Origin of the sequence: Streptomyces sp. NBC_00523, assembly GCF_036346615.1 — a bacterium.
GTDB lineage: Bacteria > Actinomycetota > Actinomycetes > Streptomycetales > Streptomycetaceae > Streptomyces.
This window is the reverse complement of record NZ_CP107836.1, coordinates 3,769,129-3,793,141: the sequence shown is the minus strand read 5'-3', so window position 1 is coordinate 3,793,141 and position 24,013 is coordinate 3,769,129. Positions and strand designations below refer to the sequence as shown.

Annotated in this window: 19 protein-coding genes and 3 tRNA genes; 10 read left to right on the top strand and 12 right to left on the bottom strand. The window is 72.8% G+C overall.

Annotation, left to right across the window (positions count from 1 at the left end):
* Positions 1 to 85: 85 nt before the first annotated feature.
* The gene (locus OHS17_RS17150) at positions 86 to 781 is read left to right on the top strand and encodes an IMP cyclohydrolase (RefSeq protein ID WP_330312877.1); all 696 of its coding nucleotides are present in this window, start codon (positions 86 to 88) and stop codon (positions 779 to 781) included.
* Here OHS17_RS17150 and OHS17_RS17145 read toward each other — a convergent pair.
* From OHS17_RS17145 to OHS17_RS17130, 4 genes are all read right to left on the bottom strand, one after another.
* Positions 728 to 2,296 (bottom strand): sensor histidine kinase, encoded by a 1,569-nt coding sequence (locus OHS17_RS17145; RefSeq protein ID WP_330315277.1) that lies wholly within the window; start codon positions 2,294 to 2,296, stop codon positions 728 to 730. The genes OHS17_RS17150 and OHS17_RS17145 overlap by 54 nt on opposite strands.
* A 4-nt stretch (positions 2,297 to 2,300) precedes the next feature.
* Complete coding sequence (locus OHS17_RS17140; protein ID WP_330312876.1) at positions 2,301 to 3,044, bottom strand: response regulator transcription factor; 744 nt, start codon at positions 3,042 to 3,044, stop codon at positions 2,301 to 2,303.
* A gap of 78 nt (positions 3,045 to 3,122) precedes the next feature.
* Positions 3,123 to 3,998 (bottom strand): amidohydrolase family protein, encoded by an 876-nt coding sequence (locus OHS17_RS17135; protein WP_330312875.1) that lies wholly within the window; start codon positions 3,996 to 3,998, stop codon positions 3,123 to 3,125.
* Positions 3,999 to 4,011: 13 nt separating this feature from the next.
* Positions 4,012 to 4,926 carry a DUF2797 domain-containing protein gene (locus OHS17_RS17130; protein WP_330312874.1) on the bottom strand — a complete coding sequence of 305 codons (915 nt, stop codon included), beginning with the start codon at positions 4,924 to 4,926 and terminating at the stop codon, positions 4,012 to 4,014.
* 54 nt (positions 4,927 to 4,980) lie between these two features.
* Here OHS17_RS17130 and sigJ point away from each other — a divergent pair, with 54 nt between their 5' ends.
* The 4 genes from sigJ to OHS17_RS17110 all read left to right on the top strand — a co-directional run bounded on the left by sigJ (position 4,981) and on the right by OHS17_RS17110 (position 8,478).
* Positions 4,981 to 5,922: an RNA polymerase sigma factor SigJ gene (gene sigJ / locus OHS17_RS17125; protein WP_330312873.1), complete on the top strand. Its 942-nt coding sequence runs from the start codon at positions 4,981 to 4,983 to the stop codon at positions 5,920 to 5,922.
* 114 nt (positions 5,923 to 6,036) lie between these two features.
* Positions 6,037 to 7,233, top strand: coding sequence for an NAD(P)/FAD-dependent oxidoreductase (locus OHS17_RS17120; protein WP_330312872.1), 1,197 nt, complete (start codon positions 6,037 to 6,039; stop codon positions 7,231 to 7,233).
* A gap of 71 nt (positions 7,234 to 7,304) precedes the next feature.
* Positions 7,305 to 7,790, top strand: a complete 486-nt coding sequence (locus OHS17_RS17115) for a hypothetical protein (protein ID WP_330312871.1) — start codon at positions 7,305 to 7,307, stop codon at positions 7,788 to 7,790.
* Positions 7,791 to 7,956: 166 nt separating this feature from the next.
* Complete coding sequence (locus tag OHS17_RS17110) at positions 7,957 to 8,478, top strand: hypothetical protein (RefSeq protein ID WP_330312870.1); 522 nt, start codon at positions 7,957 to 7,959, stop codon at positions 8,476 to 8,478.
* Between the two features lie 111 nt (positions 8,479 to 8,589).
* On the opposite strand, the gene OHS17_RS17105 is transcribed toward OHS17_RS17110, so the two are convergent.
* Together OHS17_RS17105 and OHS17_RS17100 are read right to left on the bottom strand one after the other, a co-directional pair.
* Positions 8,590 to 8,662 (bottom strand) — tRNA-Arg (locus tag OHS17_RS17105).
* A 161-nt stretch (positions 8,663 to 8,823) separates the two neighbouring features.
* Positions 8,824 to 8,914 (bottom strand) — tRNA-Ser (locus OHS17_RS17100).
* A gap of 199 nt (positions 8,915 to 9,113) precedes the next feature.
* Between OHS17_RS17100 and OHS17_RS17095 the strand changes: the two genes are divergently transcribed.
* Both OHS17_RS17095 and OHS17_RS17090 read left to right on the top strand, forming a co-directional pair.
* Positions 9,114 to 9,572, top strand: coding sequence for an SSI family serine proteinase inhibitor (locus OHS17_RS17095; RefSeq protein WP_330312869.1), 459 nt, complete (start codon positions 9,114 to 9,116; stop codon positions 9,570 to 9,572).
* 212 nt (positions 9,573 to 9,784) lie between these two features.
* Positions 9,785 to 14,164: a PAS domain-containing protein gene (locus tag OHS17_RS17090; protein ID WP_330312868.1), complete on the top strand. Its 4,380-nt coding sequence runs from the start codon at positions 9,785 to 9,787 to the stop codon at positions 14,162 to 14,164.
* 90 nt (positions 14,165 to 14,254) lie between these two features.
* Here OHS17_RS17090 and OHS17_RS17085 read toward each other — a convergent pair whose 3' ends face one another.
* From OHS17_RS17085 to OHS17_RS17065, 5 genes are all read right to left on the bottom strand, one after another.
* Positions 14,255 to 15,904 (bottom strand): long-chain fatty acid--CoA ligase, encoded by a 1,650-nt coding sequence (locus OHS17_RS17085; protein WP_330312867.1) that lies wholly within the window; start codon positions 15,902 to 15,904, stop codon positions 14,255 to 14,257.
* Between the two features lie 168 nt (positions 15,905 to 16,072).
* Positions 16,073 to 16,696, bottom strand: coding sequence for a SigE family RNA polymerase sigma factor (locus tag OHS17_RS17080; protein ID WP_018101815.1), 624 nt, complete (start codon positions 16,694 to 16,696; stop codon positions 16,073 to 16,075).
* Positions 16,697 to 16,954: 258 nt separating this feature from the next.
* The gene (locus OHS17_RS17075) at positions 16,955 to 17,266 is read right to left on the bottom strand and encodes a hypothetical protein (protein WP_018101816.1); all 312 of its coding nucleotides are present in this window, start codon (positions 17,264 to 17,266) and stop codon (positions 16,955 to 16,957) included.
* Positions 17,267 to 17,656: 390 nt separating this feature from the next.
* A tRNA-Ser gene (locus tag OHS17_RS17070) sits at positions 17,657 to 17,741 on the bottom strand.
* A 54-nt stretch (positions 17,742 to 17,795) separates the two neighbouring features.
* A complete protein-coding gene (locus tag OHS17_RS17065) occupies positions 17,796 to 19,301 on the bottom strand; it encodes a S1C family serine protease (protein ID WP_330312866.1) in 1,506 nt (501 codons plus the stop codon).
* 190 nt (positions 19,302 to 19,491) lie between these two features.
* Between OHS17_RS17065 and OHS17_RS17060 the strand changes: the two genes are divergently transcribed.
* From OHS17_RS17060 to OHS17_RS17050, 3 genes are all read left to right on the top strand, one after another.
* A complete protein-coding gene (locus tag OHS17_RS17060) occupies positions 19,492 to 20,340 on the top strand; it encodes a glycerophosphodiester phosphodiesterase family protein (protein WP_330312865.1) in 849 nt (282 codons plus the stop codon).
* Positions 20,341 to 20,699: 359 nt separating this feature from the next.
* Positions 20,700 to 21,164, top strand: a complete 465-nt coding sequence (locus OHS17_RS17055; protein ID WP_383164953.1) for an ATP-binding protein — start codon at positions 20,700 to 20,702, stop codon at positions 21,162 to 21,164.
* Positions 21,165 to 21,285: 121 nt separating this feature from the next.
* On the top strand, positions 21,286 to 22,251 hold the full coding sequence (locus tag OHS17_RS17050; RefSeq protein WP_330312863.1) for a DUF5926 family protein: 966 nt from the start codon (positions 21,286 to 21,288) through the stop codon (positions 22,249 to 22,251).
* Positions 22,252 to 22,858: 607 nt separating this feature from the next.
* Here the strand turns inward: OHS17_RS17050 and OHS17_RS17045 are convergent.
* Complete coding sequence (locus OHS17_RS17045; RefSeq protein ID WP_330312862.1) at positions 22,859 to 23,554, bottom strand: bifunctional DNA primase/polymerase; 696 nt, start codon at positions 23,552 to 23,554, stop codon at positions 22,859 to 22,861.
* Positions 23,555 to 24,013: the final 459 nt, after the last annotated feature.

The window sequence follows — 24,013 nt, the reverse complement described above, 5'->3', positions numbered from 1 at the left end:
CGCCGTCGGCGGCTCTTTCGCTTGGATGCCGCGGACAGCCACGCGCGATGCGGGTACGCCATGGACGGACGGGGAATTGAGCCCAGTGAACGGTTTGAACAACATACTGACCGGCAACCGCTACCCCGGGCGCGGGGTCCTGTGGTGCAGGACCGGCGACGGCGACACGCTCGGCGCCTACTTCCTCACCGGGCGCAGCCCCGCCTCCCAGGCCCGCACCCTCCGCCGCACCGCGGACGGCACGCTGATCGTCGCCCCGTCGGAACCGGGCGAACACGACCATCTGCGCCACTACGTCGCCGCCCGCCAGAGCGGCCGGTGGCTCGTCTACGGCAACGGCGAACAGGTCGCCGCGGTCGCCGGCCGACTCGACTCCGGAGACGTACCCGCCCTGGCCCTGGACGGACTGGACTACGAACCCGACCCGCCGATCTTCACCCCCCGGCTGACCGTCGTCGCCGACGGCGCTCCGGGCGGACGGGCCTGGTTCGGCGCCGCACGGCACAGCGGCGGGGAGCGCACGGCCACCAACCGGCTGATGCTGGAGGTCGCCGGCCTGGAGCCCGGCGAAGGGGTGCTCATGACGACCTACCGCTCGGACAGCGACGGGATCAGGACCGGCGATCCGTTCGCCGAGGTCCGCGTCGCCGCCGGAGACCGCGACGGCCTTCTCGAAGAGCTGTGGACCGCCCTGCCGCCCGAGCTCCGGATCGCCGCCGCGGTCTTTTCACCCGGCGCCCTGGCGGAGGCCGACATCCGTCAGGCGGCGGCCCGGAGCTGACACCGGGGTCCGGTAACCATCCGCATCCGTCCGCTCCGCGGGCAGCCGGACCGCGAACACCGTCTCCCCCGGCACCGAACGCACCTCCACCGCGCCGCCGTGGGCCGTCACCACCGCCTGGACGATCGCCAGGCCGAGGCCCGTCGAACCGGCGTTGCGGGAACGGGAGGCGTCACCCCGGGCGAAGCGTTCGAAGACATGGGGGAGGAGGTCCGGGGGGATGCCGGGACCGTCGTCCCGGATCTCCACGGTGACCCAGGGGTCGCCGGTTCCGGCCAGGACGCGGGCGGTGACCGTGGTGCCCGGCGGGGTGTGGGTACGGGCGTTGGCCAGGAGGTTGACCAGGACCTGGTGGATACGGGTCGGGTCGGCGCGGACCGTCGCCGGGGCGTCCGGCAGGTCCAGGCGCCACTGGCGGGCGGGCTCGGCGCGGTCCGCCGCGCGGGCATCGCTCACCGCGTCCACGACGAGCGGCGAGAGATCGGTGCTCTCGTACGAGAGCGGGCGGCCCGCGTCCAGGCGGGCGAGCAGCAGCAGGTCCTCGACCATGCCCGTCATCCGCTGCGCCTCCGACTCGATGCGGCCGAGCGCGTGCCGGGTGTCCGGACCGGGGTCCTCCCTTCCGCGCCGGGTGAGTTCGGCGTAGCCGCGTATCGAGGCCAGCGGCGTCCGCAGCTCGTGACTGGCGTCCGCGACGAACTGGCGCACCCGTGTCTCACTTCGCTGCCGCGCGTCCAGGGCCGAACCGACGTGCCCCAGCATCCGGTTGAGCGCCGCGCCGACCTGGCCGACCTCGGTGCGCGGATCCGCCTCCGCGTCCGGGACCCGCTCGAAGAGGGCCACCTCGCCGCTGTGCAGGGGAAGTTCGGAGACCCGGGTCGCGGTCGCCGCCACCCGGCGCAACGGCCGCAGCGCCACACCGACCATCGCCGCGCCCGCGATCCCCGCCGCGACGAGCCCCGCGCCGGTCACGCAGACCTCCACCAGGATCAGGGTGCCCAGCGCACGGCTCACCTCACTGGTGGGGATGCCGACGAGGACCGTGCCGCCGTCGTCCGTCGGCACCGCCCGCACCCGGTAGCCGCCCAGTCCGGGCAGCTCGACGTCGTGCGCGCGGTCGTCCGCCGTGACACCGGCCTCCGTCACCGCGTCCCGCTGCGCGTGGGTCAGCGGTTCGGTGTTCTCACCGGCGTCGAACCCGCCGTCCTTCACGACGGCCGAGTCCGTGATCTCCCCCCGCTCGACCAGCGCGCCGAAGGTCTCCAGCGGCTGACCGCCCATGCCGATGAAACCGAGCGGATCACGCTCCGGGGATGTTTTCGGGCCCCCGGGCGAGGGAACACCCGGCGCCCGCTCGGCCCGGACCGCTATGTCCCGCAGCTGGTCGTCGAGTTTCCCGTACATGTAGCTGTGGAACGCGATCGCGGTCACCGAGCCGATCACGGCGGCGACGACGGCGATCAGGGTCACCGCCGAGACCACCAGGCGGGTGCGCAGGGTCCACGGCCGCCGCATCGCGCTACTCACCGGGCTTGATCAGGTATCCCGCCCCGCGCCGGGTGTGGATCATGGGCGCTCGGCCCGCGTCGATCTTCTTGCGCAGGTAGGAGATGTACAGCTCGACCACGTTGGCCTGGCCGCCGAAGTCGTAGTTCCAGACCCGGTCCAGGATCTGCGCCTTGCTGAGCACCCGGCGCGGGTTGCGCATCAGGAACCGCAGCAGCTCGAACTCGGTCGCCGTCAGGTGGATGTTCTTCCCGCCCCGGCTCACCTCGTGGCTGTCCTCGTCCAGCATCAGATCGCCCACGACGAGCTGCGACTCGCCGCGCGCCGCCGCCGCCGTCCCCGAGCGCCGGATCAGGCCGCGCAGCCGGGCCACGACCTCCTCCAGGCTGAACGGCTTGGTGACGTAGTCGTCGCCGCCCGCCGTGAGCCCGGCGATCCGGTCCTCCACGGAGTCCCGCGCGGTCAGGAACAGCACCGGTACGTCGGACAGTTCCCGCCGCAGCCTGCCGAGGACGGCGAGCCCGTCCATGTCGGGCAGCATCACGTCGAGGATCACCACATCGGGCCGGAACGCGCGGGCCGTACGCACGGCGGCCGCGCCGTCGCCCGCGCTGCGCACCTCCCAGCCCTCGTAACGAAGCGCCATCGACAGCAGCTCCGTGAGCGAGGCCTCGTCGTCCACGACCAGCACCCGCACGGGGGTGCGGTCCGGCCTGAGCAGTTCGGTACGCCCCTGGGGCGAGGTCGTCGTCGTCATGACGCCAGCCTCCGGGACGGCTCTGAGAGAGTTCTTTCCCGTTTCTGTGAATTCCCTGAGAAAGCCGCGCCGGGGCCCTCAGACGCCGAAGAGCGCCTTCGCGTTGTCGTGACAGACCGCCCGGAGCCAGTCGTCACCCAGGTCCAGGCGCTCCAGGGCGTGCAGTTGGTGGGCGTACGGGTACGGGATGTTCGGGAAGTCCGTGCCCAGCAGCACGCGGTCGCCGAGGTCCGCGAGGCGGCCGAGCTCCGCCGGGGGGAACGGGCTGAACTCCTCGACGAAGTCCGTGAACGCCATCGTCGTATCCAGCCTGACCTCGGGATACGCCTCCGCGAGCGTCAGGAACTCCGCGTACTCCGGCATCCCCATGTGCGCCACGATCAGCCGCAGCCGGGGATGCCGGGCGAGGACGCGTCCGATGGGACCGGGGCCGGTGTGCTTGCCGGGCGCCGGGCCGGAGCCGCAGTGCGTCACGACCGGGATGCCCGCCTCCGCGAGCAGCCCCCACACCGGGTCGAGCAGCGGGTCGTTCGGGTCGTACGCGCCGACCTGGAGGTGCGCCTTGAAGACCCGGGCCCCCGCCTCCACGGCCTCCCGCACATAGCGCCCGGCGTCCGGTTCGGGGAAGAACGTCGCGGTGTGCAGGCAGTCCGGCGTCCGCGCGGCGAATCCGGCCGCCCAGTCGTTCAGCCAGGCCGCCATCCCCGGCTTGTGCGGGTACAGCATCGACGTGAAGCGGAGCACCCCGAACGAGCGGAGCACGGCCAGCCGTTCCGCCTCCTCGTGCCGGTAGGCGATCGGCCATTCCAGACCGGTCAGCGGACCCGCCGAGTCGAAGTACGCCCACACCTTGCGCAGGACCCGCTCCGGCATGAAATGCGTGTGTACGTCGATGAGCCCGGGCAGCCCGAGCCGCTGCCGGAACCGCACCACGTCGTCGTGATCGTCACCCATACGGGCGACCATCTCAGAACAGCCCGTCCTGCGCCGCCCCACCCCCCACCACGACGGTCGGCACGCTCACCCCGGCCGCGCCCGCCCCGGCCGCCGTCAGCGTCCAGCCGGTCATCAGCCGGGTGTCCACGATGACGAGGCCCTGAGAACCCGCGTCCAGGTGGAGGTCGGGTCCCGCCGCCGCGACGAGCCGCCCCGCCACCGCGCCCCCGTCCACCAGACCGGCCACCGCGCGGACCGGCCCGGACCGGGGCATCGCGCCAGGGCCGGTCCCCGCCCTCGCCCCCAGCCCGAACACCTCCGCGTGGTCCACCGCCGCGAACGGCAGCCGCTGCAGCGCCTCCGGCCAGCCGCCGCCCTCCAGGGCCGCCGCCTTCCCGTACAGCTCCGCGACCTCGCCCGCCCGCTCCACCGGGTCCGGGAGGGCCGCCCGCACCTCCCGCTTGCGGGCGTACGGGATGCGGTCCGGGACCCCGAGGGCCGCCCGCAGCACCTCCTCGGCCCGGCGCGCCGCCATCAAGGGCCCCCGGCCCAGCCAGCTGAAGACCACCGCCCCCTGCTCCCGCAGCCGCGCCGCGCCCCGCTCCTCCCCGGTGATCCCGACCTTCACCATGCCGGGCCCGAACCACGCGAGGTACACCCGGTACGTGCGGGGGTCGTCCGGGATCGTGTCGGCGGCCACCGAATGCGCCCGGTCGAGCCGCCCGCACTCGGGGCAGCGGCCGCCCGTGGAGCCCGCCGGGACCACGGCACCCAGCGGGCAGGCGTTGCCCCGGGCCCCGGAGCAGCGCCGCTCACCGGACGCCCGGAAGCCGAACTCCGTTCCGTACGCCAGGACGCTCGCCCGCGTCCGCGTCCCCTTGCGCCAGCCCAGCGCGGGGCCGTCGGAGCCCTCGGGCCAGCGGAGGCCGGTGCACTGCCAGTCCATGTCCGCAGCGTACGGGCGAGCACTGACAACGGGCCCGGGGCTACGATTCCGGGCATGACGACCGTGCAGGACGTGGACCGGTTCGAGGCGGCCAGGCCCCGGCTGGAGGCCATCGCCTACCGCCTCCTGGGCTCGGCGAGCGAGGCCGAGGACGCCGTGCAGGACACCTACCTGCGCTGGCAGGCCGCCGACACCGGGCGGATCGAGGTCCCCGAGGCGTGGCTGACGAAGGTCCTCACCAACCTCTGCCTCAACCAGCTCACCTCCGCCCGCGCCCGCCGCGAGACATACGTGGGCGCCTGGCTGCCCGAACCGCTGCTCGCCGGGGACCCGATGCTCGGCCCCGCCGACACGGTGGAGCAGCGCGAGTCGGTCTCGTACGCCGTGCTCACGCTCATGGAGCGGCTGACGCCCGGCGAGCGGGCCGTGTACGTGCTGCGCGAGGCGTTCGGTTATCCGCACCGGGAGATCGCGGAGATCCTGGACCTCGGCGAATCCGCCGTGCAGCAGGTCTACCACCGGGCGAAGAAGCACATCGCCGACGGCCGGACGCGCACCGAGGTGGACGAGGCCGCCGCCCGCCGGGTCATCGAGGAGTTCCTGCTCGCCGCCGCGGGCGGCCGTACCGAACCGCTCGTGGAGCTGCTGACCTCCGACGCGATCTCCATCGGCGACGGCGGCGGAAAGGTGCCCGCGCGCGCCAAGGCGTTCGAGGGCGCCAAGGCCGTCGCGACGTTCATGCGCGGCCTGCTCAAGCCGGGCAAGGCGAAGACCGCGATGACCGGCGGTTCCGTGGAACTGCACATGACGTACGCGAACGGCGCCACCGCCGTCCTGGCGGTCGTCGGCGAACGCGTCATCGGCGTCATGTGTGTGGAGGTCACCCCGGAGGGAATCGCTTCGTTCCGCAACCAGGTCAACCCGGACAAGCTGGAACGCGCGACCCGGCAGTGGGCGGCGATGGAACACGGAAAGCCGCTGCTCACAGCCTTCTGAGCACTCAGTGACGCAGGTCACACCACACTCCTGTCAGGAAAGCGCGGGCTACCCGGTTCAAGGGTCGAGAAACCACCCCGCAGGGGCGAACCCGCGCGAGACAGGAGCAGGCACATGCAGCAGCACCGCATCATCGTCCTCGGAGCCGGATACGCCGGAGCCATCGCGGCGGGCCGCGTCGCCAAGCGGCTGCGCCGTGAGGACGTCAGCGTCACCCTCGTCAACGCGGAGCCCGACTTCGTGGAGCGCGTCCGCATGCACCAGCTCGCGGCCGGCCAAGCCCTCAAGCCCCGCCCCTTCACCGAGATGTTCGCCGGTACGGGCGTGGAGCTGAAGGTCGGCCGGGTGACCGCCGTGGACGTCGACCGCAAGGCGGTCACCGTCGGCAGCGCGGACGGCGAGGAGGAGTTGGCGTACGACTCCCTCGTCTACGCCCTCGGCAGCGCCTGGAACACCCAGGGCGTCCCCGGGACCGCCGAGCACGCCCACGAGATCGCGAGCCGCCCCGGCGCGCTCCGGCTGCGCGAACGGCTGGCCGCCCTCGCACCCGGCCAGTCCGTGCTGATCGTCGGCGGCGGACTGACCGGCCTCGAAGCGGCGACCGAGTTCGCGGAGGCCCGCCCGGACCTCGACATCGCCCTCGCCGCCCGCGGCGGCCTCGGCGACTGGCTCTCGCCCAGCGGCCGCGCGCACGTCCGCAAGGTCTTCGACCGGCTCGGGATCACCGTCCACGAGAACACCGCCGTCGCGGAGGTCGGGGCCGGTTACGCCACCACGGCCGAGGGCACCTCGTACCAGGCGGCGGTCACCGTCTGGACGACCGGCTTCGCGGTCCACCCGCTCGCGGCGGCCACCGCCCTGGAGACCTCGGAGACCGGCCAGATCGTGGTCGACGCGACCATGCGCTCGGTCTCGCACCCCGATGTGTGCGCGATCGGGGACGCGGCCCTCGTCGCGGGCCCCGGCGACAAGCCGCTGCGGATGTCCTGCGCCTCGGGCGTCCCCACCGCCTGGCAGGCGGCCGACGCCCTCGCGGCCCGCCTCGCCGGCACCAAGGTCCCGTCCACCCCGCTGCGCTACTTCAACCAGTGCATCTCGCTGGGCCGCAAGGACGGCCTCATCCAGTACGTCACCGCCGACGACCGCGCGGTCAAGGCCGCGCTGACGGGCCGTATCGCCGCGCTCTACAAGGAACTGGTCTGCAAGGGCGCCGCCTGGGGCGTGGCCAACCCGACAACGGGCATGCCGACCCGCCGCCGCCCGGTCGCGGTGTCCACCTCGGTCGCGCCGGTGGAGGCCGCGGGGCGGTGAGGGGTGCGGGGCCCAGGCAGAAGTACGGGCTGTGCTGTAATCCCCCCTAAGCACAGGGGGCGGGGACAACCATGGCGGCGAGGACCGGACGGCTGGCAGGAGTACTCGTATGGGCGGCGCTCCTGCCGCTGACGGCCTGCGACGACGCCCCCGACGAGGACCGCACGACCACCCCGGCCCAGGCCGCGCGCAACTACCAGCAGGCCAACCTGGACCAGGACTACAAAACGGTGTGCGAGTCCACCACCGAACGCTTGCGCCGAGCCCAGCACGCCCCCACGATCGAAGAGTGCGTCGACCTCATCACCACCCGCCGGATCGGCAGCACTGAGGGGATGCGGATCAGCACGGGCAAGCCGATCGACCTCCCGGCCTACGGCTCCCACCCCGCAGGCACCGGCATACGGGTGACCATCGGCCCCATAGGCAACGACATGTACACCCACACCGCCCTCCGCCTCGTCCCCGACGACGACACCTGGCTCGTCGACCAGGCGGTCAACCTTGTGGACGGCACAGACCCAACAGCCGTACGAGAAGCACTGAAGCGCAAGTAGTCATGACCACCGACCCCACGCCCTTCCCGAGCCCGCCGGAAGCACTCGGCCAACGGCCGCAGCGCTGCCGGGTGGTTGGGCAGGGGCGGCCAAAGGTCCCGCCCGATGGCCACGGCCAAGGTGTGGTGCTGCATCCGCGCCGGCGGCCCCGGAACCGTACGCGGCGATGGCCCTTGGCTCGGTCACGGGGATACGGCCCGACGTGGCATGGGGCACCGCCCCGTGGTTCGGGGATCAGCGGTTCCTCGGTGCGGTGAGCGCTCAGGCGTTGGCGGAGGCGTGCCTGAGAGTTCTGGACTACGACCACGCCCTGGACACCGAAGAGATGCGGGAGTCGTTCACTCCCTGGTTCCATGCCCTGGACGTGGTCTCCGAACGCTCTCCTGTACCGGAGTCGCTGGCCGCCATGCCCCGGCTGCCCCGTGCCTGTGGCCGCTTCGAGTTGGCTTTCGCCCTCTGCGACCGCGCCGATGCCGTCGACCCGGTCATGTGGATCGCAGTCGCACGAGCGAACACCTGGCGTGCGAAGGGCGACCTGGACCGGGCTGCGGCCGCCTTCGAGCAGGCCCTGACGCTGGATGCCGCCAACTGGTCCCTCTACCTGGACGTGCTGATCGACTACGCATGTGCGGGGCGCGGGCTGCCAAGCGCCCTTGTGGCCGAGGCCCTCGTTCTCCGAGGGAACTGAGCACACCCTGTGCCACCTGATTCGCGACACGAGACGGTCGCCGTCACACACTGCCGTCAACGCAAAAACCAGAGGCCCTGTGGATCACTCCACAGGGCCTCTGGTTTGCTGTGCACTCGGCAGGATTCGAACCTGCAACCTTCTGATCCGTAGTCAGATGCTCTATCCGTTAAGCTACGAGTGCTTGTGCTTCCGGGGTTTTTTCCGCCCCGTCGGCGTTGCGAGAACAACATTACATGACCTGCGCCGGGACGCGAAATCCATTAGGCGCACCCGGCCTGAGCTGGGCAGATGCCGAGGAACGGCCGAAGCCCCGGTCCTGGGGACCGGGGCTTCGGTGTGGTGCGGAGGCGGAGGGATTTGAACCCTCGATGGGGTGTAAGCCCCAAACCGCATTAGCAGTGCGGCGCCATAGACCGGACTAGGCGACGCCTCCATCCGCAACGCCCGCGCGAGCGCGAGTGGTGCGTGCAGATGATGACACAGCTGCACGCTGCGCCACCAATCGCGGCCTACGGTACTAGGCGGTCGGCCACGAGGGCAAAGCGGTTGCCGTGCGCAACGCCGGGGCGCGTCGCGCGTTAGGCAGGGCGGGGGCGCCGCCCCCGCAGGTTCTTCCGCCACAGGAGTCCGCCATGATGCGCCGTCTCGCTCTCACCGCTGTCGCGTCCCTCGCCGCGCTGTCCGCCGCCGCGCCCGCCGCCACCGCCGCGTCCGGGCCCCTGCCGCTGCCGCTGTCCCTGCCGCTCCTCCAGGACGACGGCGCGGGGACGCGGCTCACCGTGGTCGTCGCCGGGTCGGGGAACCCGGAGGCCGACGGCAGGTACGAGCTGGAGTGCGGGCCGGCCAAGGGAAGCCACCCGGTCGCGGCACAGGCGTGCGAGCGGCTGGACCAGCTGGAGGGGGAGGGGACGGACCCCTTCGCGCCGGTTCCCCGGGACGCGATGTGTACGCAGCAGTTCGGCGGGGAAGCCACCGCCCGTGTCACCGGCACCTGGCACGGCCGCCACGTGGACGCCTCGTTCCGGCGGACCAACGGGTGCGAGATCGCCCGGTGGAACGGTCTGCGGCCGGTCCTGCCGAACGTGCGGTGACCGGGCCCGAGGCCCCTCGGCGGGTCGGCCGCGGGGGGCGATGCGACTCGGAGCCGTACAACGTACGCACCAAACCTTGGTGAGAGCTCCCCCTCATCCGCAGCCCCACGCCCCTCCCCTGCCTTTAGACTCCTTCAGTGACAGCCTGAGGCCCGAGGGGCAAGATGGGGCCGCTGTCGGCAAGGTGCAGTAATCAGGGAGGAAGCGTCGTCGTGAGCAGCAGGCCATCCCGAGGCGCTGCTCGCCTCGCAGCCATACTCGACGCCCTTCCGGACGGGCTTCTGCTCGTCAACTGCAACGGTACGGTCGTCAACGCCAACACCATCGCCCTCGAAATGTTCGAGTCGCCGGGCACCGCGCTCGTCGGCCGCGGGCTGCTCGATCTGCTGCCGGAGTTCGACTCCAAGCTGATCCCGGGGTCGATGCGCCGGCCCGAGGCTGCGGACGAGCGGGGCCGTACCAAGCCCACGCGCATGATCGCGCGGCGTACCGACGGCAACGAGTACCCCGTCGAGGTGACCAGCGCCAGCCTGGAGGACGGGCAGGCGGCCTACAAGGACGTCCAGGGCTCGTACGGGGGCAGCTACACCGGTGACGAGCTGCTGATGCTCGTCGTGCGCGACCTCTCCGGCACCGTCGACACCGAGGCCGAGCTGGCCCGCTCGCAGCGCCAGACCGAGATGATCCTGCGCGCCGCAGCCGAGGGTGTCGTCGGTACGGACACGGACGGCCGGGTCGTCCTGGTCAACCCCGCCGCCGCACAGATCCTCGGCTTCCGGGCCAGCGATCTCGGCGGCCAGGAGCTGCACCCGCTGATCCTGCACTCCCGCGCGGAGGGCGAGCCCTTCCCGTACGAGGAGTCCCCCCTCGCCGACACGCTGAAGTCGGGACGCAAACACCGGGTGCGCGGGCAGGTTCTGTGGTCCAAGAGCGGGGAACAGGTGCCGGTCGACCTGACCACCGCCCCCGTCCGCGACGGCGACCAGCTCGTCGGCGCCGTGATGACGTTCACCGACCGCCGCCCCTACGAGGAGCTGGACAAGCGGCGCAAGGACGAGACCGCCGAGCTGACCGCGAGCCACACCGCCGCGGTCACCGAGCTCACCGAGCGGCACACCGCCGAGCTCGCCGCCCTCAAGGAGGCGCACGCCGCCGAGCTGGCCGACCGCACCGAGCGGTACGCCTCCGAGCTGGAGGAGCAGTCCGAGCGGCTGGCCGACCTCACCGCCCGGCACACCCAGCTCACCGCCGTGCTCGGCGAGTCGCTGCGCGGCCCCCTGGAGGAGCTGCGCGGTGAGCTCTCCGCGCTCGCCGCCGACCCCGCCGGTCAGCTGTGGCCCGAGGCGAACCAGATCCTGCACCACCTGGCCGCGGGCTACGCGCGTATGACGACGCTCATCGACAATGTGCTCGGCTACCAGCGCCTCGACGCCGGTGCCGAGGCGCTGGCCAAGACGCGGGTGCTGCTCGACGGGGTCGTCACGGCCGGGATCGACGCCGCGGTCGAGCTGATCGGCCCCGGCCGGGCCCAGTTCGCGGTGCACGCCCCGCCGATCGAGGCCGAGGTCGACGCCGGACGCCTGGTGACCGCCCTCGCGCACCTCGTCGCGGACGTCGCCGGCGTCGACTCGACCGGCAAGGCCCGCCTCGTGCCCGGTGGCGGGTACGTCGACTCCACCGTCGTGGTCGCCGCCGCCCAGCGCGGTGACGTCGTACGCATCGAGGTGCGCGGACCGTTCGCCGGGGGAGACCCGGTGCACGTGCCCATCGTGAGCGGCATCGTCCGCGCGCACGGTGGTGTGCTCCAGACACACGAGATGCCGGGCATGAGCGGCAGTGCGTACGTACTGGAGGTGCCGATCGGCGCGGGCGCGGGGACCGTGGCGCCTCCGGAGCCGCCCGCACTGCCGCAGGTGGAGGCCGCTCCTCCGGTGGCGCCCGCGTCTCTTCCCCTCGGGGAGGCCGGTCATGCGGACCCGGCGCCGGTGGTGTCGGACGCACCCGAGGCGGGAAGGGGGCGGCGCCGGGCGCGGCGTTCCTCCACCGACGCCTTCCTGGACAGCCCCCTGGGCGGCTCCGACGGCAGCGGCGAGCTGGAAGCGGCCCCCGGGGACACCGGCGCGGCCGCGCCGACCGGTCGCCGGCGTGCGCGGCGTGCCGCCCCCGCGCCCGAGGCCCCGAACGAGCTGATCCCCGCCCAGCAGGTCACCGAGGGCTCCGGACGCCGTCGCGGGCGCCCCAGCCCCGCCGAGACGGGCGCCCCGGGCCAGGCCCTCGCGCTACCCGCGGCCGCCCCGTCGGAGGGGTCCGTGGTGACCGCCGCCGAGGGTGCGCAGGGTGGGCGGCCGCAGCTCGGGCAGACGGTGCCCCCGCAGGGCGTTCCGGCCGGTGCGCAGGTCCCGGTCGCGGCCGGCGGACACCGGGGCAACGCGGGTGACGAGGGCCGCCTCGCCCTTCCCCCCGTAGTGAACGCCGTCGAGTCCACGGCGCCCGCCGCCTTCTCGAACCTCGAAGACGCCGGACGCCCGGCACCCGCCCCGGTGGGCTCCTCGCCGGAGCTGCCCGCCCCGGCACCGCAGCCGACCGGGCGACGCCGCCGCGCCCTGGCCGCCGCCCAGGAACGGGCCGCCGCCGCCGAGGCCGGACCGCGCGTCCCCTTCGCCCTCCCGCCCGCCGACGCGGACCGGGCGGCCCCTGCTGCCGGGGGGCCGGACGGGTCCCTGGGCGCGGGGGTCGGGGGTGCGGTCGGGGCGCCGGGTTCTGCCGACGCGCTCGAGGGCGCCGATTCGGGTTCGTACGACGTCGGCGTGGGTACGGACGAGGCCGTCGCGGCCGATTCGTACGGCGTTGGTGCGGGTACGCGTGCGGCCGGACCCGCCGCGTTCCAGCCCGGGGCCGGGCTGCACGGCGGGCCGGACGATGCCCCCGGGGCGCCCGCCGCGACCCCGTCCGACTCCCCGGCCGGGACACCGGAGCATGCCCCCGTACCGCCGCAGGCCCAGCCCGCCCCCACCGGTCGGCGCCGCGCCCGCCACGGGGACACGGGGCCGCAGGAGGCGCAGCCCGCGCCGTTCGCGCTGCCCGCGCAGACGGCACCGGCCGCCGAGACCGCGTCGCCCGCCCCCGACGGCCCCATCGCCGACCCCAGGCTCGGCACCCCGGGCGCGCCCTTCGCGCCCCCCGCCCAGCCGGAGCAGCCCGGCGCCCCGGCCGATGTGCCCGCACCGCCCGCGCACCCCGGCGGCTGGGAGGACGACGACGCCTCCGGCCAGGGGCCCGCCGCACCCGCCGCCGCGCCGGAAACGCAGAGCACCGGACGTACGACCCGCACCACCGGCACGGCCGCCCCCAGCGCGGCCGCCCCCGCCGGTCCCCCGGCCCGCCCCCGTACGCTGGCGCCCGCGCCCGACGCCCGGCGGCAGCCGCTGCCCGCCGAGGCGCCGATGCCGGGGGGCTCGGATTCGACGCAGGGGCGCGCGTTCAGCGTGCGCACGCTGGGGCAGGGCGTGCCGTTCGCCCAGCACATCGCCCACCAGCAGAACCAGACCCTGGGCGGCAGCAGCGTCGGCCGCCGTCGCAAGCTGGCCGCGCCCCCGGAGCCCGAGCCCGCCCAGGACGAGCGCCCCGCGCCGCCCGCCCCGGCTCCGGCCCCCGCGCCCCCGCAGCCCGCGCCCGCGGCGCCCGCCGCCACCACCGTGCACGGGCAGGGATCGGGACAGCTGCTCTCCGCACCCGCCGCCGAAGGGCGCGCGTACGCCATCGGGGCGCCCGACGAGGGCGCGGCCGAGGGACCGGAGCCGCTGGACGGCCCCGGTGGCGCGGTCGAGGTCGCCAACCGCCCGTCCCCGCAGCCGGTGGACGACGAGCTGCCCCCGGAGCCGCTGGACAACCCGCGCCGACTGCTCGTCTGGCCCGCGCCCGACGTCTCCACGCAGCAGGCGCTGAGCGACCGCGGCTACCGGCCGGTGATCGTGCACTCGCGCGAGGAGGTGGACGCGCAGATCGCGGCGTTCCCCGCCGCGCTCTTCGTGGACCCGTTGACCGGGCCCATCACCCGAAAGGCGCTCCAGTCCCTCCGGCAGGCGGCCGTCGCCGCCGAGGTGCCCGTCCTGGTCACCGCCGGTCTCGGACAGGCGTCGCGGGAGGAGGCGTACGGTGCCGACCCCGCCGTACTCCTGAAGGCGCTCGCGCCGCGCGACAGCGAGCAGCACCCGCCGCGCGTCCTGCTGATCGAGGAGCACCAGGACATCGCGGCGGCGCTGACGGAGACGCTGGAACGGCGGGGCATGCAGGTGGCATGCGCCGCGACGGACAGCGAGGCCGTGGCGCTGGCGACCCGGATGCGGCCGAATCTGGTGGTGATGGACCTGATGCAGGTACGCCGCCGCCGGGCCGGGATCGTGGACTGGCTGCGCGCCAACGGACAGCTGAACCGCACCCCGCTGGTCGTCTACACCTCGGCCGGCATCGACGAGGCGGAGCTGCCGCGCCTCGGCTCCGGCGAGACCGTGCTGTTCCTGGCGGAGCGCTCCACGAGCGACGAGGTGCAGTCCCGCATCGTCGACCTGCTCGCGAAGATCGGCACGAACTGACCGGCGTACCGAGGCATACGACGAGGGCGGTACGGGAACACACCCGTACCGCCCTCGCTCTGTCCGGTCCTCAGAGGACCGGACAACGGATCAGAGCTGCGTGATGTCCAGCTCGCCCTGCGCGTACTGCTTGCGGATGACCTTCTTGTCGAACTTGCCGACGCTCGTCTTCGGCACGGACGGGATGACCGACCACCGCTCCGGCAGCTGCCACTTCGCGATCCCCGAATCGGCGAGGAACGCCCGCAGCGCCTCGTAGTCCGCGGTGGCGCCCTCCTTGAGGACGACCGTGGCGAGCGGACGCTCACCCCACTTCTCGTCCGGGACGGCCACGACGGCGGCCTCCGCGACGTCCGGGTGGGCCATCAGCGCGTTCTCCAGCTCGACGCTGGAGATCCACTCGCCACCGGACTTGATGACGTCCTTCGCCCGGTCGGTGAGCGTGAGGAAGCCGTCCTCGCTGATCACACCGACGTCACCGGTCTTCAGCCAGCCGTCCTCGCTGAACTTGTCCGCGGGCCGCAGCGCCTCGCCGTCCGCACCGCCGTAGTACGCACCGGCGATCCAGGCGCCTCGCACCTCCAGCTCACCGGCCGACTCGCCGTCCCACGGCAGGTGCTCGCCGGCCGGGCCGACCAGCCGCGCCTCGACGCCCGCCGGAAAGCGGCCCTGGGTGACGCGGTAGGGCCACTCCTCCTCCGGGGTCAGTCCGGCGGGCGGGGTGGCCATGGTGCCGAGCGGCGAGGTCTCCGTCATGCCCCAGGCGTGACAGAGGCGGACGCCCAGCTTGTCGTACGCCTCCATGAGGGAGGGCGGGCAGGCGGCGCCGCCGATCGTGACGTTGGCCATGGACGTGAGGTCGCGCGGGTTGGCGGTGACCTCGGCAAGCAGGCCCTGCCAGATGGTGGGGACGGCCGCGGCGTGCGTCGGGCGCTCGCGCTCGATCATGTCGGCGAGCGGGGCGGGCTGGAGGAAACGGTCGGGCATCAGCATGTTGACGCCCGACATGAACGTCGCGTGCGGCAGGCCCCAGGCGTTCACGTGGAACTGCGGAACGACGACGAGGGTGGTGTCCTTGTCGGTCAGACCCATCGACTCGGACATGTTGACCTGCATGGAGTGCAGGTAGATCGAACGGTGCGAGTAGACGACGCCCTTCGGGTCCCCCGTCGTGCCGGAGGTGTAGCACATCGCGGCGGCCTGGCGCTCGTCCAGCTCCGGCCAGTCGAAGCTGGTGGGGCGGCCGACGAGCAGCTCCTCGTAGTCGTGCACGCGCACCGCCGCGCCGTCCAGGACGGAACGGTCACCGGGACCCGCGACGATCAGGTGTTCCACCGACGTCAGCTGGGAAAGCAGCGGCGCGATGAGCGGCAGCAGGGAGCCGTTGACGATGACGACCTTGTCGTCCGCGTGCTTGACGACCCAGACCAGCTGCTCGGCGGGAAGGCGGAGGTTCAGCGTGTGGAGAACGGCTCCCATGGACGGGATGGCGAGGTACGCCTCCACGTGCTCGGCGTTGTTCCACATGAGCGTGGCAACACGCTGATCCGCGTCGATGCCGAGTTCGTCGCGCAGGGCGTTGGCGAGCTGGGTGGCGCGCCGGCCGATCTCCGCGAAGCTGCGCCGGTGCGGCTCCTGCTCTCCGGTCCAGGTCGTGACCTGCGACTTCCCATGAATCGTCATCCCATGCGTCAGGATGCGGGTGACAGTCAGCGGTACGTCCTGCATGGTGCTGAGCACGGCGTCCTCCCGGTGGGCGCTACGCGGCAGTAGGGTTCCGCTGATTCTGCGCACATACCGCTTGGTATGTCACTACTTCCGGGGGTACGAATCGGTGTCGTCCCGCAATGTCACACCACCCGGGACCGGGCCGGATCACCCTGTTCCGCCGCTGCGGGAGGCCTCCGTTCAGCGGTCCGAGGTCAGCTCCGGGTCCTCGCGGAGCTTGCCGAGCGCCCGGGAGACCGCGCTCTTGACCGTGCCGACGGACACCCCGAGCACCTCGGCGGTCTGCGCCTCGCTCAGGTCCTCGTAATAGCGGAGGACGACCATCGCCCGCTGGCGCGCCGGCAGCTTCAGGACCGCGCGCCACATCGCGTCGTGCAGCGACTGCCGCTCCGCGGGGTCGGGGCCGGGAACGGCCTCCGGCTCGGGCAGCTCGTCGCAGGCGAACTCGTCGACCTTGCGCTTGCGCCACTGCGAGGTCCTGGTGTTCAGCAGGGCCCGACGGACATATCCGTCGAGCGCACGGTGGTCCTCGATCCGGTCCCAGGCGACGTACGTCTTGGTGAGCGCGGTCTGCAGCAGGTCCTCGGCGTCGCTCGGATTGGCGGTGAGCGAGCGCGCCGCCCGCAGCAGCACCGGACCGCGCGCCTGCACGAACGACGTGAACGAGGGGTACGGGAGGTGCGGCACCGCCGAGGTGCGCGCCGTGTGCGCGGCGCGGCCGGAGGCGCCCGGCGTGCGCGCAGACGCGTACGTGCGTACCGGTGCGGCTCCCCTGTGGGTGCCCGTGCGGACTGGCGTGGTCATGCCTCCACGCTAGGAGCGGGGCCCGCTGCCCAAATCGCCCCCAGGTCCCGAAACCGCGTCCGTCTCAGGGTGTAGGACCGGGACCCCCTCCACCTCCTGTAGGTGGAGGGGCAGGTACCCGCGGCGTCGGGGTCACCCCTGAGGCGGGGGCGCGAACGGCGGACGGCCCGCCCGTGCGCCGGAGTGGCGTACGGGCGGGCCGTCGGGTGCGTCCGTACGCGGCCCGGCCCCCCGACCGGGCCGCGAACGGAGCGGCGGTCACCAGAGGTTCGTGAAGTTCACCGCCAGGTTGTGCGTGGACTGGTCGATGTTGGTGAAGGCGGACCCGTTCACCTGCGCGGAGGTGCTCTGGTTCGACGCTCCGGACCCCGTCGCCTGCTGCTGCGAGGTCGAGGAGTTGCCCGCGTTGTCCCGGCCGACCCCGCTGCCACTGATCGTGGCCACGCCCGCGTTCGATCCGCTGCTCGCGAACGAGCCGTTGTCCGCCTGGGCCACTCCGCCGAGGAGAACGGCGGCCAGCGGCAGCGCGGCAACAACGGCGAGGACACGAGCGGTACGGATGCTTGCCATGTCTGTTCCTCCAGGAACCGGAAGTAGGGCTGAGGCTGAACCCGGGCCGGCGGCCGACCCGCCCGGTGTGCTGATCACGACGTCGCGGACCAGAACTGCCCACCGCCACCCCGGCGAACCACCCACAGCTTCCGCTTCCCCCGCAAGCGTGAGGAACCCGAACCAAACCCCTGACCTGGCGCGAACTATGCGCCCAGCGCCCGCATGAGCGACCTCGAACGAGGGAAAGGCGGAGGCGGACCCGACCGGATTCGAACCGGCGTCCTCACGGTTTTGGAGACCGCGCGCGACGACCTCTGCGCTACGACCCCGCCCCCACCGGCCACCCTAGGAGCCCCCGCACACACGAACGGCCCCCGACCGATTCGCCCGGTCGGGGGCCGTTCACCGCGGTGGGTGTGGGATTTGAACCCACGGTGACTCGCGCCACGACGGTTTTCAAGACCGTTCCCTTAGGCCGCTCGGGCAACCCACCCCGCGCCGGCGCGGTCGGTGAGGACCGGTCCGGCGCGGGGAACAGCCTAGCCGGTCAGCTGTCGCCCTTGCGCTCGCCCAGGGTGACTTCGGCCGTCGCCGTCTTGCCGTCGCGCTCGTAGGTCAGGGTGACCCGGTCGCCCGGCTTGTGGGTCCAGATCTCGCCGATCAGGGTGGGGCCGCTGTCGACGGGGGTGTCGTTGAACTTCGTGATGACGTCGCCCGCGCGCAGGCCCGCCTTGGCGGCCGGACCGTTCTTCGTGACCGCCTCCGTGCCGCCCGTGCCCTGGTCCGCGATGACGGCGCCGTCGCCCTTCTCGTCCATCGTCACCGTGGCACCGATGACCGGGTAGACGGGCTGGCCGGTCTTGATCAGCTGCCGGGCGACGGTCGACGCCTGGTTGATCGGGATCGCGAAGCCGAGGCCGATGGAGCCCGCCTGGCTCTGGCCGGAGCTGCCGGTCGACTGGATCGCCGAGTTGATGCCGATGACCGCGCCGCCCGAGCTGAGCAGCGGGCCACCGGAGTTGCCCGGGTTGATCGAGGCGTCGGTCTGCAGGGCGCTCATGTACGAGTTGCTGCCGCCGTTGCCGTCACCGGAAGCGACCGGGCGGTTCTTCGCGCTGATGATGCCCGTGGTGACCGTGTTGGACAGGCCGAACGGGGCACCGATCGCGATCGTGGAGTCGCCGACCGCCACCTGGTCCGAGTTGCCCAGCGGCAGCGGGGTCAGGGACTGCGGCGGGTTCTTCAGCTTGATGACGGCCACGTCGTAGCCCTGGGCCCGGCCCACCACCTCGGCGTCGTACTTCTTGCCGTTGGAGAACGTCGCCGTGAGCTGGCCGCTGTCCGCCGCGGAGGCCACCACATGGTTGTTCGTGAGGATGTGGCCTTCCTTGTCGTACACGAAGCCGGTGCCCGTGCCGCCCTCGCCGTCACCGCCCTGCGCCTCGATCGTCACGACGCTCGGCAGCGCCTTGGCGGCCACACCGGCCACCGTGCCCGCGTCGCGCTTGAGGTCCTGCGGGTTCGCCGAGGCGGAGACCGTGGTCGAGCCCGAGCCGTCGTTGCGGTCCGCGGCCCAGTAGCCGAGGGCACCACCGATGCCGCCCGCCACGAGCGCCGCCACCACCACGGCGGCCACCAGACCGCCCGCACCGCGCTTGCGCGGCGCCTCGGGCGTGTGCGTGGCGCCGGGCGGGCCCCAGACCGGGCCGCCACCGCCGCCGTGCGCCCCATGGGCGTACGCCGGGACGGCGGGCGGCGGCGGGGGCCAGCCCGCGTCGGCCGCGGACTGCGGCGGGGGCGGAGGCGCGTACTGCGGGTTGGTCGGGAAGGCGGCCGTCTGCGCGGTCGCGGGGTCCGGCGCGGAAGGGACGGGGGCGGGCTGCTGGTCCGGCGCCTGCGCGACCGGCTGCTGCCGGGTGGCCGTCTCGTCCGGGTGGGAGGCGGCGGGGGGCGCGTCCTCGGGGTGCGCCTGGGGAGCGTCGGCCGGCACGGGAGGTACGGACGGGGCGGCCTCGGCCGCGTTGCCCTCGTTGCCCTCGTTCTCGGTGCTCACAGCTCTTTACTCCTCGGTTCCACATCAGTCATTCGGCAAGAGATCCGCTGTGTACGTGTCCGCAGTCAGCTTTTCCCACGACACGTCAGGCCACTGTAAGCAGGAGCTGTGCATCTGCGCACGATCCTTACATCGGACAAAACGACCTCGCGTCGCAAGGTGTGCACGGCCGTGTTCCCGCGGTGACACCATGAACCGGGTGAACCGAGCACGGCAGCAGCACCCCATGCAGCATCCCATCCAGGTCATCGCCCACCGGGGCGCGTCCGACGACGCCCCCGAGCACACCCTCGCCGCGTACCGGAAGGCGATCGAGGACGGTGCGGACGCCCTGGAGTGCGACGTACGGCTCACCGCCGACGGCCACCTCGTCTGCGTACACGACCGCAGGGTGAACCGTACGTCCAACGGGCGCGGTGCGGTCTCCGCCCTGGAGCTGAACGCCCTCGCCGCCCTCGACTTCGGCTCCTGGAAGGACCGCGACGAGACGGAGTCGCCGGACTGGGACCCGGTGCCCGGCGAGCTCACCTCCGTACTCACCCTGGAACGCCTGCTCGAACTCCTCGTGGAGACACGGGCGTCCGGGCGGCCGCTCCAGCTGGCGATCGAGACCAAGCACCCGACCCGCTGGGCGGGACAGGTCGAGGAGCGCCTTCTGCACCTGCTGAAACGCTTCGAGCTCGACGCGCCGCCACCGGCCGGCACCCCTTCGCCGGTCCGCGTCATGAGCTTCTCGGCCCGCTCGCTGCACCGCGTCCGGGCGGCCGTGCCCCACCTGCCCACCGTGTACCTGATGCAGTTCGTGTCGCCGCGGCTGCGCGACGGACGGCTGCCCGCAGGGGCGCGGGTCGCCGGGCCCAGCGTCCGGATCGTACGCAGCCATCCCGGTTACATCGAACGGCTGCACCGGGCCGGACACCGGGCGCACGTCTGGACGGTCAACGAGCCGGAGGACGTCGAGCTCTGCGTAGGGCTCGGAGTCGAGGCCATCATCACCAACCGCCCCAAGCAGGTCCTGGCCCAGCTCGGCCGTTCGTGACCGCGACGCACCCTGACCGCGACGCACCTCTGCCGCAGCGCCCCCTTTGCGCATGAACGCACCTTTACGTATGAACGCATCAGCCCATCTGCTCATCAGGAGATCAACTACAGGGAGTACACCGGCGCACTCGGACTGTGCCTGTTCGTGACGAGTGCGTCACTGACAGCCCCTTGGCCGGTTTCCGGCACAGCTCAGGAGGGCATCCACTCCGTGGCGTGGGGGCAAAGGAGGTCTCGGGGGTGGCGTTGGTGGTGGCACAGGAGGTGCCCACGTCGTCGAGCATGGCCGTTCCCCATGGTCCTGCGGGCGTGGGCCAGGCGCGGCACCGGATGCGCGAGCAGTTGCGCAGCCACGGGGTGTCGGATTCGGTCGTCGACGATGCGGTGCTGATTCTTTCCGAGCTGCTCAGCAATGCCTGCCGGCACGGCAGGCCGCTGGGCTGGCAGACCGAGACGGGCGACGGCGACGTGCGCGCCGCCTGGCGTGTCGACAGGACGGGTGGACTGACCGTCGAGGTGACGGACGGCGGCGGCCCGACCCGGCCGATTCCGGCCACCCCCTCGGTGACCGCTCGCGGCGGCCGGGGGCTCAACATCATCAGCGCCCTGGCCCAGGAGTGGGGCGTACGGGACGACGCACCGGGCGAGGTCACCGTCTGGGTGCTGGTCGACGGAGGCCACGGCTCCCACGGCGCGCGGGGCAGCGGGCGGCCCGCCGGGATGACCGGGCTGGCGGGTGCACCGAAGGCCACCGTCGTGCCGGGGCTCGAAGGGCTGGATTTCAGCGGCGCGTTCGACGACGCGTTCGATGACGTGGGCTGAACACCCGGGCGTGGCCGTGCGGGTCGTGTACGTGGACCGGGTCGGCCGTACGCGCGGTGGCGCCCGGGGCGACTAGGCTCGCGGGCCAGACCGCACTGTCGCAATCGGGAGTAAGCCCACCATGGCGAAGAAGCGCCCTCAGACCAAGGCCGGGAAGCAGCAGCTCAAGGACGGCGAGATCCCGGTGGTCGGGGCTCGTGAGCCCTGCCCGTGCGGTTCGGGCCGCCGCTACAAGGCGTGTCACGGCCGCGCCGCGGCACAAGCGGTGACCGAGCTGGTCCACCGTCCGTTCGAGGGCCTGGCCGGGGAGTGCGACTGGGTCGCGCTGCGCGAGCTGGTCCCGGCGGCCACCGCCGGTCTTACGCTCAAGGGCGGCCTGCCCGAGGGCGTGCCGTCGGTGACGCTCGCGACGGTCCTGCCGATGGCGTGGCCCGCCCTGCGCCGCGACGACGGCTCCGTCCTGCTCGCCCTGCAGAACGACACCTCCTCCGGCGACCTCAGCCGGGACCTCGCGGACACGCTGAGCCGCGCGCTGGAGGCGGAGCCCGGCTCGCCCGTGGCCGCGCGCCGTGTGCCGGCCGACGGGCCCCGGCTGCAGGACCTCCTGGACAACGAGGCGCCCTTCGCGCCGGTCGTCCACTCCGGCTTCGAGTTCTGGGTGCCGGACTCGGAGAACGCCACGGCCGAGGTGTCCGCCTCGCTCGAACGCGCGAACGAGGCGGCGATCCCGACCGCCCTGCTGTCGGGCGTGGACGCCGCCTACTGGTGCGAGACGCCGGAGAAGAACCACCTGCGCTGGGTCATGCCGCATGCCGAGGAGGATCTCCTCGACGCGCTCGCCCGGCTGCACGCCGCGGGCGAGTCCTCGCTCGGTGAGGACACCCGGCTGGTCGGCTCTTTCCGGGCGCACGGGCTGATGGTCCCGGTCTGGGACCTGCCGACCGCGATGGGCGCCGAGGACTGCGAGAAGCCCGCCGCCGCGTTCGCGGAGCGGCTCGCCAAGGCGCTCGCGTCGGACGCGCCGCTCACCGCCGAGGAGCGGCGGGCGCGCGGCGGCCTCACCAACCGCCAGGTGACGCTCAGCTGACCGTGACCGCCGCTCGGCCCGGACGGTGACTCCCGTCACAACTCGCCGTACTGGCAGGTAAATCGCTGTCCGAATACGCGAGATCGAATTTGCGAACGGCAGATCTCTTGTTACGGTTCAAGAAGCCCGGTCGCTGGTGCATCCCCCGTCGCCAGCGACCGGGCATCCTCATTTCCGGGTACGGCGCGCTCCGCGCACCCGGGGCGCGCAGGCCCGCGTACGGGCCCCTCCCGGTCCGCCCCACCGCTCACCCGCCCCAGCTCCTCGGCACGATGGCCCGGCGTCAGCCCTGCGGCCCAGGAAGCCGGTTGGACCTGCGCCGGGACCGGAACAGCGCCCGAGATGCCATCAGAAAGCTTCGCACCGCCGGGTTTTGCGACGCCCGAATTCCGCGGCATCACCGACACCTCCGGACAAACGGATGCGCCACGAGCAACGCCACCGTTTAGCCGGAAATCGTGAAGCAGGACAGAAGGGAGTGGGAGGAACGAGGAAGAACGGAAGGGATTCACCGGAGATCGGACAGAGAAGCGACAGAACTCCGTAATGAATGCCATCTGAAAGAACACGCACGCATCAGAATCTGGCCAACCCTGCCCCCGACCGCTCAGTGCGTCAGTCTGCTACCGCCGTCGGGGGCACTCGTGCTCGCCTCGACCAGGGCGTCCAGCACGGCCTCGACGTCCGGCAGCCAGGGCGACGGCGCGGCGGCGCCCTTGGGGCGTGAACCCGGAGTGCGCTCCGGCGCGCGCTCCCAGCGAACCTGCCCGGTACCGATCTCCGACGGCGGCAGGACGACGTAGCCGCCCTCCCCGTGGAACCGCAGCGAGCTGGGCACCCGGTCCTGCGCGTACAGCAGCTCGCCGAGCCGTTCCAGGGTGTACGGGGCGACCAGCAGCGCCCACCGGGTGGGCGTCGCCACCACGGGGCCCAGGCGCAGGCCCGCCCGGTCGAGCGCGGCCAGGGCGCGGGCACCGGCCACCGCCGGCAGGCTCAGGGCGCACGGCGCACGGCCGCCCGTGGCGAGCAGCACCGGCGCCGTCGGCCGGTTCGTCCACCACCAGCGCACCATCCGGGCATCGGTGGTCGCGGCGAGCAGTCCGGGATCGAAGGGGTGCGCGCCGGGCACCGCGCACTCGGGATCGGGGCACGCGCAGCGACGGGTGCGGTCACCGTCCCCGCGCAGCCCCGCTCCGGGGAGCAGGGGCCACTGCCACTCCGTGGCGCAGGTCAGGGCCGCGTCGAGCCGGGCGGAGTCGCCCCTGCGGCCGAGCCTGCGTCGCCTTCCGAGGATCTCGCGCATGACCGCTCGTTCCTTTCCGTTGAACGCCGAGGGTCCGCCTCACATCGTGCGTGGTCACACCATGCCTGCGGATCTTCTGGATGTACGTGCTCGTCGAGCCTGCGGTACGGGTCGTTCGTCGGTACCGAGCGTGAGCCGTGCTGAGCCGGATCGAGCTGCTTGCGGTCGGCATCGTGGCGAGGTGCGGGGCGCACGGCGCTTCCGCGGTCCGTGCGTGCGGCCTCACCACTCGGGGGTGGGGCGCGGCCGTCACAAGAGAGGACGTCCGGGCCCGCTGCCAGGTTCCGGGGGCGGGCGGGGCCACCCCTGGCCATCCAAAGAATTACGTACCCAGCATGCCCGGAATGACGCGCCCCAGGGACTTCACCCGGAGGTGCACCCCCCGTAGGGCAGACCCAGTCGACCGCTAATGCGCACGGCGAGGTGCGTTTTTTGGCCAAGTTGATTTAGGCGTGGACA